19 protein-coding genes and 1 riboswitch are annotated in these 15,127 nt (G+C 49.0%); of the genes, 10 read left to right on the top strand and 9 right to left on the bottom strand.

The window, feature by feature from the left end; translation table 11 throughout:
• Positions 1-47: 47 nt before the first annotated feature.
• From queE to QD47_RS06050, 5 genes are all read right to left on the bottom strand, one after another.
• Positions 48-926 carry a 7-carboxy-7-deazaguanine synthase QueE gene (queE, locus tag QD47_RS06070; protein WP_044645268.1) on the bottom strand — a complete coding sequence of 293 codons (879 nt, stop codon included), beginning with the start codon at positions 924-926 and terminating at the stop codon, positions 48-50.
• Positions 919-1,410: a 6-carboxytetrahydropterin synthase QueD gene (gene queD, locus QD47_RS06065; RefSeq protein ID WP_044645267.1), complete on the bottom strand. Its 492-nt coding sequence runs from the start codon at positions 1,408-1,410 to the stop codon at positions 919-921. Before queD ends, queE begins: the two co-directional genes overlap by 8 nt.
• Positions 1,403-2,086 carry a 7-cyano-7-deazaguanine synthase QueC gene (gene queC, locus QD47_RS06060; protein ID WP_044645266.1) on the bottom strand — a complete coding sequence of 228 codons (684 nt, stop codon included), beginning with the start codon at positions 2,084-2,086 and terminating at the stop codon, positions 1,403-1,405. The genes queD and queC overlap by 8 nt, the downstream gene beginning before the upstream one ends.
• 133 nt (positions 2,087-2,219) lie before the next feature.
• Positions 2,220-2,263, bottom strand: a riboswitch (PreQ1 riboswitch).
• Positions 2,264-2,333: 70 nt separating this feature from the next.
• Positions 2,334-3,038: an AIM24 family protein gene (locus tag QD47_RS06055; protein ID WP_044645265.1), complete on the bottom strand. Its 705-nt coding sequence runs from the start codon at positions 3,036-3,038 to the stop codon at positions 2,334-2,336.
• A 25-nt stretch (positions 3,039-3,063) separates the two neighbouring features.
• Positions 3,064-3,504, bottom strand: coding sequence for a hypothetical protein (locus tag QD47_RS06050; protein ID WP_044645264.1), 441 nt, complete (start codon positions 3,502-3,504; stop codon positions 3,064-3,066).
• Between the two features lie 304 nt (positions 3,505-3,808).
• Here QD47_RS06050 and QD47_RS32420 point away from each other — a divergent pair, with 304 nt between their 5' ends.
• The 3 genes from QD47_RS32420 (at position 3,809) to QD47_RS06040 (ending at position 6,011) form a co-directional block, all read left to right on the top strand.
• Positions 3,809-3,964 (top strand): hypothetical protein, encoded by a 156-nt coding sequence (locus tag QD47_RS32420; protein ID WP_200893391.1) that lies wholly within the window; start codon positions 3,809-3,811, stop codon positions 3,962-3,964.
• Positions 3,965-4,188: 224 nt separating this feature from the next.
• Positions 4,189-4,956: a hypothetical protein gene (locus QD47_RS06045; protein WP_044645263.1), complete on the top strand. Its 768-nt coding sequence runs from the start codon at positions 4,189-4,191 to the stop codon at positions 4,954-4,956.
• Between the two features lie 71 nt (positions 4,957-5,027).
• Complete coding sequence (locus tag QD47_RS06040; protein ID WP_044645262.1) at positions 5,028-6,011, top strand: helix-turn-helix transcriptional regulator; 984 nt, start codon at positions 5,028-5,030, stop codon at positions 6,009-6,011.
• Positions 6,012-6,055: 44 nt separating this feature from the next.
• On the opposite strand, the gene QD47_RS06035 is transcribed toward QD47_RS06040, so the two are convergent.
• From QD47_RS06035 to QD47_RS06020, 4 genes are all read right to left on the bottom strand, one after another.
• Positions 6,056-6,727: a 3'-5' exonuclease gene (locus tag QD47_RS06035; protein ID WP_044645261.1), complete on the bottom strand. Its 672-nt coding sequence runs from the start codon at positions 6,725-6,727 to the stop codon at positions 6,056-6,058.
• Between the two features lie 244 nt (positions 6,728-6,971).
• Positions 6,972-8,858, bottom strand: a complete 1,887-nt coding sequence (locus QD47_RS06030; protein WP_044645260.1) for a 5'-nucleotidase C-terminal domain-containing protein — start codon at positions 8,856-8,858, stop codon at positions 6,972-6,974.
• A gap of 315 nt (positions 8,859-9,173) precedes the next feature.
• A complete protein-coding gene (locus QD47_RS06025; RefSeq protein WP_044645259.1) occupies positions 9,174-9,599 on the bottom strand; it encodes an ImmA/IrrE family metallo-endopeptidase in 426 nt (141 codons plus the stop codon).
• Between the two features lie 11 nt (positions 9,600-9,610).
• On the bottom strand, positions 9,611-10,081 hold the full coding sequence (locus QD47_RS06020) for a helix-turn-helix domain-containing protein (protein ID WP_044645258.1): 471 nt from the start codon (positions 10,079-10,081) through the stop codon (positions 9,611-9,613).
• 400 nt (positions 10,082-10,481) lie between these two features.
• Between QD47_RS06020 and QD47_RS06015 the strand changes: the two genes are divergently transcribed.
• The 7 genes from QD47_RS06015 to QD47_RS33700 all read left to right on the top strand — a co-directional run bounded on the left by QD47_RS06015 (position 10,482) and on the right by QD47_RS33700 (position 15,124).
• Entirely contained in the window at positions 10,482-10,958 is a 477-nt protein-coding gene (locus QD47_RS06015) for an ArpU family phage packaging/lysis transcriptional regulator (RefSeq protein ID WP_044645257.1), read from the top strand.
• 361 nt (positions 10,959-11,319) lie between these two features.
• Complete coding sequence (locus QD47_RS06010) at positions 11,320-12,291, top strand: hypothetical protein (RefSeq protein WP_044645293.1); 972 nt, start codon at positions 11,320-11,322, stop codon at positions 12,289-12,291.
• A gap of 10 nt (positions 12,292-12,301) precedes the next feature.
• Positions 12,302-12,520 carry a hypothetical protein gene (locus tag QD47_RS06005; protein ID WP_044645256.1) on the top strand — a complete coding sequence of 73 codons (219 nt, stop codon included), beginning with the start codon at positions 12,302-12,304 and terminating at the stop codon, positions 12,518-12,520.
• Between the two features lie 2 nt (positions 12,521-12,522).
• Complete coding sequence (locus tag QD47_RS06000) at positions 12,523-13,989, top strand: phage tail sheath family protein (protein ID WP_044645255.1); 1,467 nt, start codon at positions 12,523-12,525, stop codon at positions 13,987-13,989.
• 63 nt (positions 13,990-14,052) lie between these two features.
• Positions 14,053-14,460, top strand: a complete 408-nt coding sequence (locus QD47_RS05995) for a phage tail tube protein (protein WP_044645254.1) — start codon at positions 14,053-14,055, stop codon at positions 14,458-14,460.
• Between the two features lie 74 nt (positions 14,461-14,534).
• Positions 14,535-14,969: a phage tail assembly chaperone gene (locus QD47_RS05990; RefSeq protein ID WP_044645253.1), complete on the top strand. Its 435-nt coding sequence runs from the start codon at positions 14,535-14,537 to the stop codon at positions 14,967-14,969.
• Between the two features lie 23 nt (positions 14,970-14,992).
• The gene (locus tag QD47_RS33700; RefSeq protein WP_268794229.1) at positions 14,993-15,124 is read left to right on the top strand and encodes a hypothetical protein; all 132 of its coding nucleotides are present in this window, start codon (positions 14,993-14,995) and stop codon (positions 15,122-15,124) included.
• Positions 15,125-15,127 lie beyond the last annotated feature (3 nt).

The raw sequence follows: 15,127 nt of genomic DNA, 5'->3' as shown, positions 1-15,127 counted from the left end.
GCTTGTGGATCACATCCAGTCCCTACGGAATATATTACTTATCAGTGCTATACGCCGCGTTTGTTGCCCCATACGAGGGTGTGGAGCTGCGGGAGTACCCGTACGTCGTTCAGACATGAATCGTCCATGACACGGTCAATGAGCCATTCATAACGATGCAATAGGGATTCCGCAATCTGTCCGGTGTTCTCCGTGTTCACATCCGGGTTGCCAGTCTGGAGGAACAGCGGTACATGTGGATAGCGCTCGTGAACGGTGCGTGCATATGCGAGATCAATGTCATCGAATATGACGACCTTCAAGCTGCATGCTCCGTGGTAGTATCTCACTGATTCATTAGCAGCTTCCTTCGTGCAAGTTGCGGTAGAGAAGTTGGACGCTGACGAGGGCTCTCCAGCTGCCTTCCAATCAGTAATCTTCTGATTTGACAGGCGGGCTACGATGTCATCCAGCACGTCCCAGTTGGTCGTCATACCAGAGCTGGGCGGTTTGGGTGACAGGGTTACCTCGTCGATATGATACAGCCATTCCTGCCAGCGGGAGCCTTGAGTTTCGACGGCGGTGGCAATGTTTTGGCTTCGCAGCAGGGTAATCAGTTCTCCAAGCTGTGGGAGCAGGGCCGGGTTGCCCCCGGAAAGAGTCACATGTGAAAACCGTGTGCCACCGATGGACTGAAGCTCCTGCCAAATGTCTGTGGCGCTGAGACGACGGATCTGATCCTTGGCGCTGCCGTCCCAGGTAAAGGCGGAATCGCACCATGAGCAGTGGTAATCGCAGCCTGCGGTACGAACAAACATCGTTTTGCGCCCAATGACCATGCCTTCGCCCTGAACGGTAGGACCAAACACCTCCAGTACAGGGATAGGGGCTGTTTTTGGGCCCCGGGAAGGTGCGGCTGTTTGGTGAGTCGCCGTGATATTACTCATCCAGCATCCACTCCCGTCGGAATTCGGCATAGCTGGTAGGTGTTTCGAACAGCCGTACAAATTCAGTGCGCCCGCCTTCCACACGATGGCGGTATGCTTCCGAGGTTAGGGCGGACTCCATTTGTTCGAAGATCCAGACGACCATATTTTCCGCCGTTGTATTCATCGGGGGCAGCGTCTCATTCAGATAGCGGTGATCCAGATAAGGCTCAATCCGCTCCTTCCAGATCGTTTTGATATCACCAAAATCAAGGGTCAGACCGGTTTCGTCCGGTATGCCGCTAATGCCGAAAACGACGATATAAGTATGTCCGTGCAGATTTTTGCATTTGCCTTCGTAGCAGTGCAAATGGTGTGCTGCATCGAACGTAAATTGCTTGCTGACCAGTATACGTTTGCGATGATAACGCAGTTGGGAGCGTTCAATGTCCGTCCCGAACTGCTGGAGCTTGTCGACGATACGAAAGGAGCCCGGCTCATGCATGGCCTTCAACTCCTGGCGACGAAGCTCCGCGTACAGCCAGATACTGTTCCAGCCCCGCGCGGCGTAGTTTGCAGGCAGGGCATTCGCCACAGCCGTCGCCAATAATGCCGTTATAGCAAGTTAGTGTACGGGTTCTCACAAATTCAAAGGCTTCCAGCTCATCGGCCATTTGCCAGGTTTCGGCCTTATTCAACCACATGAGCGGGGTATGAATGACAAAGGGATAGTCCATGGAAAGATTTAAAGTAACGTTCAGCGATTTGATAAAAGAATCCCGGCAATCGGGGTAGCCGCTAAAATCCGTCTCGCAGACGCCTGTGATCATGTGACGGGCTCCTTTTTGTTTGGCGAGCACTGCTGCGAAGCTGAGAAACAGCAGGTTGCGGCCATCTACAAAGGTGCTGGGCAGCTCGCCTTCCTGCTGAGTAATGTCAATGTCGGTGCGTGTGAGGGCATTGGGGGCTAATTGATTGAGCAGGCTCATATCCAGTACCGATTGCGGAACACCCAGTTCGTGGGCGATTCCGGCCGCTACTTCGATTTCCTGCTTGTGGCGTTGACCGTAATCGAACGTCACGGTTTCTACTTCGGCAAAATGTTTTTTCGCCCAAAATAAACAGGTGGTGCTGTCTTGACCGCCGCTGAATACGACGACCGCTTTTTCGTTTGCAAACATAAAAAAACCTCTCGATCTTCTTGGAATGGTGTAAGACACAGGGTCTTGTCACATGGAAGAAGGAGAGTTCTTGAACCGACTTCAACAAAAAACAGGCCTTGCCCCGCGATTATTTTTTCATGCGGAGGACAAAGCATCGTTAGTTTTTTATAGAGGGAGTTCGCGAACCTCTCCCATGCATGGAGCATGGACTTTCTTCATTTGGTGTCTGCCAGAGGACAGACGCCTTCATTATAGCATGGCAGAGCTATTTGATAAACACTCCGCCAAATGGAATGACTTCCCTTAAAAAGCGTTTGATCACGCCATCATCGTTCATATCCTGCTGGAGCCGTCGATGATGTTCACCCGCATGAAAAAGCACAGTACCGTGTCCGGTCATTTTAAAATGATAATTCATATGCTGGCTGGCCAAATGGTTGCCGTACACCGTCAGCTCAAGCTGGGCGTTCTCGGGATAGGCAATGACGCTGCTTGCATCGACATACATCGGCTCTGTCGGATGAAGCTGTTCCTGACATACCAGTCCCTGAGTCAATAGACCGATTTGGCCGATGCCATCGAATTTCATTTTAATGACATCCCGACTGAACAACATGTTTTTCATACTCAGCAGCTTGGTGCGCATATGGATACCGGAGCTGTACCAGAACAGGTTGCGAAAATCGTATAGCAGATCGTCGCCTCCTTCCAGCTCAATCATTTTCAGACTGAAACCGGGAGGAAGTGCGGCAATGAGGCGGCAAGCTCCTGTAAAATCGGCCTGAATCAGCTTGTGCTTGCGGTACATGCCTTTAATATTCATCAGTTTGTCACTACGGCCTGAGCTGGGTCCGCGGTACGCGATGATTTGCTGCGGGTGAAGAACATGCAGCTTTTCGCCCTCCGCCAGATCAAGCGTTACGACAGAACCGACGCTTTCATCATGGTGTTGTCCTGCTTGTATGTCCATTCTGGCCTTTCATCCTTTCAGGGGGCTAGTATCTTCCCGAACGTCGACGCATCCCGTAACGCAACAGGCGGATACCGATAAAATAACCAGCCAGCAGAATGACAGCTGTGAGGATCAGCATCTTGTTACGGTGTGAAGCCTGATCGCGCTGAATCTGAAGATTTTTCAGTTCGGTGACGGTGTCGGTCAGCTTGCGATTTTGCTCTAATAGTTGAGTGTTTTGCTCCTGATAAGCCTCAATGCTGCTACGGGCCTTTTGCAGCTCTTCCTGCGTTTGCTTATAGCTTTCCTTGAGCTGATATACATCGCCAGGCAGTCGGGAAAATTGCTCAAAGCCCTGGTATACATCATCCCAGTAGGCGGCATGTGCTCCCGGAACTCCGGTTCCGCCAAAAATAAACAGAAGCGCTACAGCAGCGCAGACGATACGGCGGCAGAAAGCAAAGCGAGAAATTTGTCGTACCAAGAGATCTTCCTCCTTCTGATGCACCAAGATGTTAAATGATAAGCATAATTACCCATATCTTATGGTTACGCATAGTGTAATGATTAGGGTTCAAAGTTTAGAATAACAGGATGACAAATCCGGGAGGAATATTTACAAAAAAAGTCGATATTTTAGTTTAAGTGTACCTCAAAACGGGTATATCAAGGAAGCAGCTACATTCCGGTAATTTTCTGGCGAGCACGTACAAGAGCCAACCCTATTTCATGAAGAACAGAAATGAGTATAAATATATTAAGCAAGAATATAGAAGGAGAAATGAACGATGAACGAAAAAGAACAAACCTATAAAACGTTAAAAATAACCGTAAACGGAAAGCCTTTGTCGAAGGAACTGGTGGTGGACAGTATAACTTTTGCGCCTGTTCCCGATATTTGCACAAAAGCGAATGTTTCTTTGACAGAAACTATGATTTCTTAGCTTTATATATGAAACGAGACTATAATGCAGCCCGGCTTAAGCCGGGCTGTTTTTTGCGTAATTATGCAATTTCAATGGCTTAAAATGCTATTTGTTGATGTACTCCCCCTTTTCTATAGATTACCATGTATAATTTTCGGTGACGAACATATGTTCCCTGACAATATAGTGTCAGATAACACTGTTAATTTAGAGTTACATGTTCTTTTAGGGGGAATTTACCAGTGGTGAAGTCAATAGTTAACGTAACGTACACATGGGACAAAGAGTCTATATCTGCGAATGGGTCCGAGCAAGTAAATCTGCTGATAGAATGGGGCCATGGGGCTATACGTAAAAGAAAAGGGACTTTAATGCCGAAAACAGTTGGATGTGACCTGCAACTCCGGTTCATTCCAGAGAGTGGGGTAAATCTATTAAAAGTGGATGGGGCCAGGCTCAGCTTCAATCGCTCGGAAGACGGAGAGTGCATGCTTGTTCACTGTGGTGATATGCGGAGGGGAAAGTATAAGCAGGCTATTTTGTCCTTTTCTATACCGGCCCACTCTTCCGGAAGACATATCATTGGATTGATGGAGTGGAGCTGGCGTAAGCCAACTCAGGAAAAAAGGACGCTGATTCGAACGGATCAGCTCTTTATCCATTACACGCATCATCTCGGTCTGCTGAGCATTCCAATCAACCCAAAGGTGGAAAAATACATAAAGCTGAATGAGACGGCTCCTATTGTGAAGAAAGCATTGCGTATGTACGAGAAGGGGGAACAGGAGCGAGGGGCGTTTGTGCTTACCAGACAAGCAGATGAACTGCTTATACGGGCGACGAGAACAGAAGACAGGGAATATCTGGAGGAAGCCGAATTACTTTTTGCTGTATGGAATAAATGGAATGGGACTTTTGGATTATTTGAAGCGTATAGTTCTAAAGTCTATGTTAATAATGAGATATCTGTAGAGGATGTTCACTTTACCGAAATTAATATTTTAAAGTAGGCAATTATGCTAGTTTATTTATGTAATATAGTGAGTCTAATTTACTATCTTTTTGTAAAGGAGAGACTTCCTTGACTGATCGGTTGATACGGTTAATGCGGATTATTACTATTGTTCAGGCAAATCCGGGGATATTGGCAAGAGAGCTTGCCGAACGTTGTGAAACATCAGAACGCACCATTTACCGAGATATGGAGGCTCTAAGCGCTATGCATATTCCAATAGCCAATATGGGGCATGGCAAAGGATACATATTTATTAGTAACTTCGCCTTGTATCCACTCAATTGGACGGAAGAAGAGGCACAGGCTTTTGCCAGGCTGGGGGATGTCATGGAAACCGTAAAGCCTCTTTTACCACCAGCTTTTGAAAGTGCTTATGAGAAAGTGATGGCCTCCAGTCAGAAAAAAAAGATGGACCAGACAAGCTTCGCGCAGGAAATGAAAAATATCGTCCGGCTCGGCTCGACACTTGAGCGGGAAAACCAGCCCTATCTGCTCAGGCTGATTGTTTTGGCAAGTCTTACGCAGCAGACCATTGAAGCGGAATACAGTTCGCCTCAGAATGAAGATGTATCATTGGTACAGATTGATCCTTATTGTCTGGTTCCACAGGATCGGCGTTTTTATATGCTTGGTTTTTGTCACAAGCAAGCCGCCATGAGAACCTTTCGGATCAGCCGCTTTCGAAATATGAGGATTTTGCCGTATACGTTTCAGAAGAATACTTATGAAATGGAAATGTTTTTTAAGGGAACCTGGTCAGTTACCAAGGGGGACCAGAATATCCGGTTTGTGGTAAGATTTTCTGCTGGATCTGTATATCGGGTCAAAGAAGAGGAGCTGTTCATCAAGCCTTTTCTCAAGGATTTGCCGGATGGAAGTCTATTGTTTGAGGTAACGGTTAATCATGATGGTGAATTTCTGGATTGGCTCACTCAATATGGAGCGGAGGCGGAAATTTTGGAGCCTTTGCGATACCGCAAGCGAATGCAGGAAATGCTGCGAACCTGGGGGGCATTTTATTCCGATAAAAAGGCAGGGAATCACGAATGACAAGGGGTGATAGATCCCCCGGAACGGGCCGGGGTGCTATCCTCCTAACGGTCCTTAAACAGGTTGGCGAGATTGCCAAATGGACTGTACTGCTCCTGTTCTTCTTCCGGTGTGGAGTATACAAGCTTCGAACCCCGGCTTTCCTCATCGTCAGAAGCGTTATGGGTTAATGTAATACGATCAAAATGATGCATGAAAACCTGAGCAGTATTCAGTGCATCGTCCAGCGCACGGTGCTGTTGACCATCAAAGTCAATGTTGCACAGCTCTAGCGCCTGAGACAGGCTTAGTTGACGGTATTTTCCATTGGAGCCGGACAGACGGGAGATTTGTTTTTGTATATCGTTCGTATTATGAATCCAATGAAGGTCCACATGATGGGTGCGGCAATGGGATACGAGCTTCTGACGGTCATCTGGCCCCCATGCACACAAGTAATAGGTTGAGTCTGTTCCTAGCCATGCGATAAATTGCTTCACTGCTTCAGGGAAGAGCGGGGCCGCATCAATGTCCCGTTGAGTAATACCGGTAAACTGCACGGTATCCGTAGACAGCACAGGCCGATTCGAGGGTCTGACAAAGCTGTGAAACGTGTCCGCAACGTACAAGCCATCGTCTCCCTGCATGACTTTGACGGCACCGATATCAATGATTTCGGAGGAATATCTGGCGTTACGGCTAACAGTAAACTCAAGATCATAAATAATGTATTGCATTTTTGTGCTCCTTCCACACATATAACTGATCCCGTTAGAGAACGGGATGGATGTTTTCTGCCCGAATGGCTCTTCTCCATCATACCTCCCGGTTCACAACTTGTCAGCGGCTAAAAGGCTTGCTTTTAAAAAAAATATGCGATGTCCAAATGAGTTTGGACTATCGCATAAAAATAACCTCCTGACATACAGCAGCGTCCGAAACCACTGGGATTCCGGACGCTGCCTTTGCAAGCTTATTGAATTAGGCCGGGAGGTCAAGCTTTTGTCCCGGATAAATGCGGTGAGGATTTTTCAGCTTGTTCAGCTTTTGGAGCTGTTGCCAGGTGAACTCATATTGGCGGGAAATGTCATACAGTGTATCCCCGGACTTTACAATATACACATGGCTTTTTGTAGCTTGTGCAGAAGCTGGTGTCGGCTGTGGCTTCGCTGTTTGAGCTTTGGCTGGTGCAGGTTTCGCAGACGGGGTAGAGACCACTTGCGGTTCTTCCTGCACGGGTGCCGGTGTTGCGGTTGGAGCAGGTGGTACAGGCTGCGCGGCAGGAACGGAAGTCTTGCCGTCTGCTTTGGCTTCTTGAATGCGGCCGTCTGCTTGTACTTGCAGGCTGGCGGAGCCAACCTTTTGCATGTAGCGAATCAGCGCCTCATCAAGCGATCCAAACATACCTGCCTGCGAATATTTGGCGAACATTGTATACTGATCTCCGCCTACAGCCGTAAAGTCATTGGTTGCCAGTGTGTACGTGGCATCAGGATCAAGCGTTTTTCCGCCAATCAGAATGGAGTGGACGCGACTTCCCTTGGCTGCCGATGTATCTATTTTAAACGAGATCCCTGATACTTGTGGAAAACCGCCGCTTGGCTCCGGATAGGAGGCTGTGCCATTTTCAAGTGCTGCCTGAATGTCGGAGCCTTTCACTTTCAGGGTAACAATCTGGTTGCCGAAGGGCAGCACAGTGATGATGTCTCCCTTGGTTACCGTTCCCGTCTTGATGGACGCCCGAATGCCGCCGCCGTTGGTCAGGGCCACATCTGCCCCCGAAATATCACGCATGGCATCAGTGAGCAGGTCGCCGAGATTCGTTTCACCTGCACGTACCTTTTCACGCGCTCCTTCCAGGTCCACATTCGTTTGCATTACAACCTCTTTGAGGATCGGTTCTTGCTCCTTCTGAATAGAGGCGATCAATGTAGCAATTTCAGCGTTGGGCTGAACATCGACTGCTTGCGTCGAATCAATCAGCTTAGCTTGCTTTTGCGTAACCTTACCACCGTCGACCCATAAATCCACAACGCCCAGATACTTCGTATATTCACCCGCGCTTGCGATCAGTGTACCATTGTCACCGACCAGGCCTTTTTCCAGTACGGTGTGGCTGTGTCCATCAATGAAAATATCAATGCCGGGCACTTCCTTGACGACCTTAAGGCTGGTGTCTTTGCTGGATGCATCTTGTCCCAGATGACCGAGGACCACAACAACGTCCACTTTACTGCGGATTTCATCTACAGCCGCTTTGGCTTCAGCCGCGGGATCGGTGAATTGAATGCCCTCGACATTTTTAGGATTGGTTTTGTATGCCGTTTCGGGTGTGGTCAGGCCGATAATGCCGATTTTAACGCCATCGACTTCTTTAATGACATAAGGCTGGAACAAGCGTGTTCCGTCCGTTTGCTTAATATTGGCGCTGAGTACCGGGAATTGAATTTCCTTACTCAGCTCGACAAGATGCTTCCAGCCGTAATTAAACTCATGGTTGCCTGGTACCATCGCATCATAGCGAAGCTTGTTAACCACTTTTACAATGCTCTCACCCTTGACCAAAGTAGCGAAAGTCGTTCCATGAACAGTATCTCCGTCATCCAGCAGCAGCGTATTGGGATTGGAAGCACGGTACTGGTCAATGATGCCTGCCAGCTTGGCGAAGCCCATTTCCTTGTCGTTCGCCACCACGTGGGAATGAGTATCGTTCGTATGTAGGATGGTGATGTGTTTCCCGCTGACCGGAGGAGTTGCAGCTCCCGCTGTTCCCGTACTGGCTGCCGGGTCCGCTGCTGCTGTGCCGAGACATCCGAGCAGAAGCGCGGCGGTCGTCAAGATGGACGAGATTTTTTTCCATGAGTTCATGTTGTTCTTTCAACCTCCTGTAAAATGAATGAATTAGAGAAACCACTTACGTCCACATTTTATCAGAAGATTGTAAAAATAACTTCTATTTTATATTAGGGCACTGAAATTTTTTTTGCATCAGGATTTTGCAAAATTCGATTCCAGTCGTTCCCTAGTGCAATATATAGACGAACTGGACCCTTTCGATCTATATATTGTTCATTGAAAGTCGCTTGTTGGATTTTTGCAAAATCCTTGCATATCGGTTGTTAAAGCCATCGCCAAATTACCTATATTGAAGAGGAATTAATAAACGACAATTAGATGTGGGAACTAATGTTCCGTTTTAGGGTCAAAAAAAAGGGCAGCCTCCTTGGGCAGACCGATCCGGGATAAATAATGCTCCTGCGTTTCGTCAGTAAGCGGTGGTTGTCCTTCACTGAGCAATAGCACAGCGAAGCGGTTGGCTTGCATCTCAAATTTGCCGGGGAAAAAGTAGGAATGCTCCTCCATAAAAAAGCGGCTGACGCCTTTATGAAGCCGATCATGCCCTAATTCATGCGCACAGACGAATCGTTCCCATTCCGGTGTAAGCCCGTTGTGGATGACGATGAATCTTCTGCGCAGCTTGCGGTAATACAGCCCTTTGGTTGTGGGGCCCAGATCGCAGTAACGGATATGAATACCCAGAGCTTCCGCAATATCGAAGGGGGAGTTCGTGCGGTATTTTCGGACGAGTTTGTGAATGAGTTCGTTCATGCGCTCACCTGCTATTCCTGATCACTGCCCGCTGGGGGCGATTTGGGTTTATGCTTGTTCATCTGTTTGGCTTCCCAGAACAGACCAGTTAGCACATCCTTGATCCGTTGACGATCTTCTTTATCCAGTGGAATGCCGTCGAACATCAATTCGCCGTCTTCCTCTAGCATTTTTTTAAAATCCCAGCGGTCTTTGGAAGTAGCCCATTCCGGTACGTTGGAACGATAGGAGTCGTGTGAATGTTGCTCTACGGAATCATCTTCTCCCCAATATCCGGCGTTCTTCATCATCTCGGTATACGATACGCTGAGCGCGTCCGCTATTTTGCGGAGAGTAGAGGGCTTGGGTACTCCACGCAGCCCGTTTTCAATGCGGGAAATTTGTGAATTGCTGATGCCAGCCGCTTCTGCCAATTGGTTAATGCTCCATTGCTTGTGCTCACGCTGCTGCTTTAAGTATGTTCCAAATGCTGGTTGTTCCACAATGGCGGCTCCCTTCTGCAACAGAATAAAAGATTAGTTTCATTATACCATTAGGTAAATAGTAAAAGCACGTAATATGCCAAAAGGCATAGGAAAATAAAGCGAATATCCTGTTTTTGAAGCTATACCGCTTTTTTTGCTGATGGATAGCTATCCTAAATAATGCTATGTTATACTCATAATACGAACAAAAGGGGAACAAATTGTAAACGTAAGAGTTGTACGATTGAGGATTTTGCAAAAATCCAATAAGCGACTTCCAATGAACAATATATAAATCGAAAGGGTCTAGTTCGTCTATATATTGCACTAGGGAGCGACTGGAATCGAATTTTGCAAAATTCTGGATCTAAAAAATACATCATTGTCAAAAGGCATAAGATAAGGAGTGTTGCTTTACATGAAAAATAACCTACCCGAATTGGACAGACGCAAAACGCAGAACGCACTGGAGGGGGTATTTGAAAAATATCGGATTTATAAAACCATTACCTTTATGGACCGGGAAAGTTTTATCACTGCCGGCTATACGGATCGCCCGAACGGACCGACGAATGTGACCAGCGATCCAACGGCACGGACAGCCGTATATAATGTAGATGCTCCTGCGGCTCGCTTGGCTTATTGCAAAATGGTGGATGCCGTAGTCGGCCGTTTGAATGAACGCGAACAGCTGCTCATCCGTGAGCGTTATTTAAAGGATGACGATGTGTTCGACTACAAGGTTTACAATTATGTGCTCGACCCGCCAGTAAGCAAGGATACGTACACGAAAATCCGTACACGGGCTTTTTACAAAATGGCGCTTGCACTGGCGGATCAGGGTGTTTTGAATCTGGGAGGCTTACAGAAGGGCGCGGATCGAAAATTGGGATGATGTAATAATTATCCATTCGTTCGCATTTCTATTTTAATATCGTTTCTTAAAAGGCTTTGATTTCCTGCAATAGCGGGGGTCAAGGTCTTTTTTAATAACGAGAACACATGTTCTCTAAATACCGCCTAATTTCATCCCTAGTCTCTGCTTTTATCGTCCATTTCCCCGGCAACGCATTCGTTATAAGGGTGTAAGATTATATCATCGGGAATCAAGACAAGAGGACATACCGAAGACACACACAGTCAAACGTTAGCCGGCCACCAGGGCCGGTTTTTTCATGCGGTTGTCGTCCCTGTCGATTCCCGGGAATTGTTTTACAGAAAGGAGGAGTCGTGTTGCCTAAGCAATGGATGTTGCAATGCATGAGGTTGAGGCTACGCCGGATGAGAACACGGAAGTGGAAAAAAGCCTGGCTAAGCAGCCACAACATGCGAGTGCAGGATGCGCAAAGGTGGCATGCCGCAGGATGAGACAAGCCTTTAAACAAAAGCTCATTGACATTGTTCCAGCGCTTCAAGGGCGCGTATACGATGTTCAGCCACCGTCGCAGACGGCAGAGGAGCCGTACGCCGTTATGGCGCTGGGCGAGGAAATTTGGAAGTCGTCCTGGGCCGGATATCGGCAGGTTGTCCGCATCAAGCTGTACGCAGGACAAGCCGGGCTGGCACAGGCTGATGTATGGGCGAGCGCCCTGATTGCCGGACTGCACCGGGAACCGGTGACAGGCGAAGGCGAGGACACGTCAGCTTTTACCGCGCACTATTTGGGCGTGCGGGATGCGGAAAAGCTGGATACCGTCACGGGCAAGGCCTACAGAACGCTACGTTTTGGCGTGTATGTGCCTGAAACGGAAGGTAGTCCGGCGGCCGCTCCGGCAAACGGTGTTGCACAGCCGGATGAATGGCTGGCGGCGCTGACCCGCTGGACGCAGAAGCAGTTGGGCGAAACGTGGTCGGTGTACGCCGATGCATGGCCCGCACAGCCGGGACGGCACGCGGTGCTATGGCGGCTGAGCGGCTGCGAGACCAGGATGGCGGGAGCCTCCATGTATGAACTTCGCAAACGGTTCATTGGGCACGTTATTGCCCCGGACACTGCTGAAGAGAATCGCGCGGCTTCCGTGCTGGTCGAGGGCTTTGGCGCTCAAATTCAGCTTCCTCTGGATCAGGAGAAGGGCCGTTATATGTCCACGGCGGAAGCTTCCGCAGATTTGCAGGCGGATGCGATTTTGGACGGTCAGCTCCGGCTGACGCTGGTACAGCGGCGTATGCGTCCGGCTGAGGAAGCGGCGTTAATCCGCAGAGTGGAAATTCATCCTATTTTGAAATGAGGTGGTCCGAGTGACCTTGGACAACAACGAGAAGGCCCCGGTCAATGCCGGGCAGGAAGCAAGCGGCCCCCGCTATACGCTGGAGGAGCTTAAGGAGCACGCGGAGCAATTGTTTTCCGTGAAGGAAGAAGTGCTGGCAGGCGCCTTTTTTGGCACACAGGACAATCTGTTCACGGTAGCAGAAGCACACACTAAAATCGAACAATTTATGAAAGCGAAGGTGGACTAATTATGGCAGGCGGAACATGGGAAAACACGAATAAACCGGTATTGCCGGGTTTGTATATGAATTTTCAGGCAGCAGCAGCTTCAGCGATTCAAGGTGGTTCACGCGGTACGGTCGTTGTGCCGGTTAAAGCCAACTGGGGACCTGTACGTGAGTTTGTAGAGATTGGCAGCGAAACGGCGATCAGCCAAATCTTTTCCAATGACAGCCTGGATGGTGCGACAGCGTACTCTACACTGTATCTGGCTCTGCTGGGTGGACCGAAAAAGCTGTTGGCCTACCGTTTGGCAGATGACACGGCTGCTCAAGCAACTGTGACGCTGAAAAATGGCGGTGAGGCACCAACCGATGTGCTGCGCTTGCAGGCTTTGTACACAGGTAGTCGCGGTAATGGCTTTGCCGTAACGGTACAGCCAACCTTGGGTGACGAGCAAGCCCGTGAGGTGCGTCTCTATGAGGGCACTAAGCTGCTGGGTACGTATAAAGGCAGTGACGGTACGGCTGCTTCGATCGCCGAAGCGATGAACACGAACAGCGAAAACGTATGGGTGAAAGCCGAGGTTGTCGGCAAGGGCGGTATTCCTGTGGATGTCAGCGGCGTTCATCTCACAGGCGGTAACAGTGGTAATAGCACGCTGGTTAATGCGGATTATATCGCGATGCAGGAAGCGCTCGAAGGACAGGAATTTAACGTCCTCGCGCTCGATTATGCAGCCGATCTGGCCTTGCTGCAAAGCTTTGCCGCCTGGATCAAGCGTGTCCGCAGCGAAGGCAAGGGCGTTATCGCCGTGTTCGGTGGTTCTGCGGCAGATGATGTATCCAAAACCGCTGTCAGCTTGGCCTCTGCCCGTTCTCTGGCGCTCAACCATGAAGGTATCGTAAACGTGGGTACTGGCGTGCGTCTGGCAGGTACGGACTACAGCTCCGCTCAAACGGCTGCTTATGTAGCCGGACTGATCGCAGGCCAACGTCTGAATCAATCCGCGACATATGCGGTGACGCCTTTTGAGGATGTAACCCGCCGCTGGACACGTTCCGAGCAGGAGCAGGCTGTCCGTAATGGTGTCTTCCTGCTGTTCTTCGACGGCCGTCAGGTCAAAGCGTTGCGCGGTATCAACAGCTTGGTGAACCCGGCTGCCGGACAAAACAACGCATGGAAGAAAATCCGTTCCATCCGCGTTATGGATGCTATTAACGCTGACTTGCAGCGTGCAGCCGAAGAGACTTACATTGGCAAAATCAACAACACCGTGGAAGGCCGTCTGGCACTCATCGGTGCGATCAAAGAATATTTGGCACAGCTGTCGCTGAGTAACGTGATCGAAGCCGATGGTTACGATGTCATTCTCGACCCAGCCTACTATGGCGATGCGCCAGTTATCAAACCGGAGCCGGATCAAGTGTTCCTGCAATGGAACGTGAAGCTGACCGACGTGATGGAGCAACTGTTCGGTACATTTTACGTGCAATAAGAATGTCGTGGAAAATTAGAAATCCAAAACTATATTATGGATCATTTTGAGGAGGAAAAATAAATGTTGGATGCTTCAAGAGTCATTTTAGGTACGTATGGTCAGGCGCATGTGGACGGGGTATGGCAGACGAATATCAATAAGCTGGAAGCCAGCGTGGAAATGGAAAAACGCGAGCTGAACCTCGTGGGCAATGACTGGAAGGTTCACAAACGCGGTATCAAAAAAGGGACGGGCACGATGAGTGGCTACAAGGTTACGTCCGATATGATTCGTCGTGGTTTTAACCGTTTTGAGATTATTACCAAACTGGATGATCCAGAAGCCTTCGGACATGAAAGTATTCGTCTCATTCGTTGCACTCCTGACAAAATTCAGCTTGCCAACTGGACAGCTGGCGAGGAAGTGCAGGAAGAAACGACCTTCACCTTTGAAGGTTATGAGCTGCTTGATCCGATTGTAGCGAACTAATATGAATACGGGGGATGGGATGCCATAAGGTGTTCCGTTCCTCAATACAAATTGATAATAAGGGAGAATGACTTATGAGCTTGAATGAAAATATGACAGAAGAACAAATTTTGGACAGCCTGTTTGAAGCCGCTGAAAAATTGCCGGAGGAAACGGTGCGTATCAAGCGTCTGGATATGAAAATTGTGCTGCATGGCTTGACCTCCAGCAAAGTGGACAGCATTCGTGAACGGTGTACCATTCGCCGTACCGTAAAGGGTGCAGTGGATGAGAAGGTAGATACTGAAACGTTCAACGCCTTGTTGATTTCGGAAGCTACTGGAAAATTGGAAGTGAAGGGCTTGTCCCTTAGCGGCTGGGGCGATCCCCGGATTACAAGCCGTTTGAAGCTGTCCGGTGGCGAACAATCTGTCCGTCGTATGCTGCTGGCGGGTGAACTGGATGCAGTTGGAGATAAGGTGCTGGAACTGTCCGGCTTTGGGGTGGAAATTGCTGATCTAAAAAACTAATCGGCTCCGGGGGAATGACGACGATGCTGTACCACTTGTGGGTTCGGCACCACCTCCGCCCCGGAGACTTTTGGCGGCTTCCCCGTGGCGAGCGCATGCTGCTGCTGGCGTTTGCTGAACAGGAAATGGACAGTATGGTTTCTTCAAAAGCATGAACA

Origin of the sequence: Paenibacillus terrae (assembly GCF_000943545.1) — a bacterium.
In the GTDB taxonomy this organism is placed as follows: Bacteria; Bacillota; Bacilli; order Paenibacillales; family Paenibacillaceae; genus Paenibacillus; species Paenibacillus terrae_A.
This window is presented reverse-complemented; position numbering and strand designations above follow the sequence as displayed.

Coding starts and splice junctions, on each gene's coding strand:
- QD47_RS06015 (WP_044645257.1), top strand. CDS start 10,482: ATGAAAAATAACCTACCCGAATTGGACAGACGCAAAACGCAGAACGCA.
- QD47_RS33700 (WP_268794229.1), top strand. CDS start 14,993: ATGCTGTACCACTTGTGGGTTCGGCACCACCTCCGCCCCGGAGACTTT.
- queE (WP_044645268.1), bottom strand. CDS start 926: ATGAGTAATATCACGGCGACTCACCAAACAGCCGCACCTTCCCGGGGC.
- QD47_RS32420 (WP_200893391.1), top strand. CDS start 3,809: ATGAACGAAAAAGAACAAACCTATAAAACGTTAAAAATAACCGTAAAC.
- QD47_RS06030 (WP_044645260.1), bottom strand. CDS start 8,858: ATGAACTCATGGAAAAAAATCTCGTCCATCTTGACGACCGCCGCGCTT.
- queC (WP_044645266.1), bottom strand. CDS start 2,086: ATGTTTGCAAACGAAAAAGCGGTCGTCGTATTCAGCGGCGGTCAAGAC.
- QD47_RS05995 (WP_044645254.1), top strand. CDS start 14,053: ATGTTGGATGCTTCAAGAGTCATTTTAGGTACGTATGGTCAGGCGCAT.
- queD (WP_044645267.1), bottom strand. CDS start 1,410: ATGCATGAGCCGGGCTCCTTTCGTATCGTCGACAAGCTCCAGCAGTTC.
- QD47_RS06035 (WP_044645261.1), bottom strand. CDS start 6,727: ATGCAATACATTATTTATGATCTTGAGTTTACTGTTAGCCGTAACGCC.
- QD47_RS06025 (WP_044645259.1), bottom strand. CDS start 9,599: ATGAACGAACTCATTCACAAACTCGTCCGAAAATACCGCACGAACTCC.
- QD47_RS05990 (WP_044645253.1), top strand. CDS start 14,535: ATGAGCTTGAATGAAAATATGACAGAAGAACAAATTTTGGACAGCCTG.
- QD47_RS06055 (WP_044645265.1), bottom strand. CDS start 3,038: ATGGACATACAAGCAGGACAACACCATGATGAAAGCGTCGGTTCTGTC.
- QD47_RS06000 (WP_044645255.1), top strand. CDS start 12,523: ATGGCAGGCGGAACATGGGAAAACACGAATAAACCGGTATTGCCGGGT.
- QD47_RS06010 (WP_044645293.1), top strand. CDS start 11,320: ATGCATGAGGTTGAGGCTACGCCGGATGAGAACACGGAAGTGGAAAAA.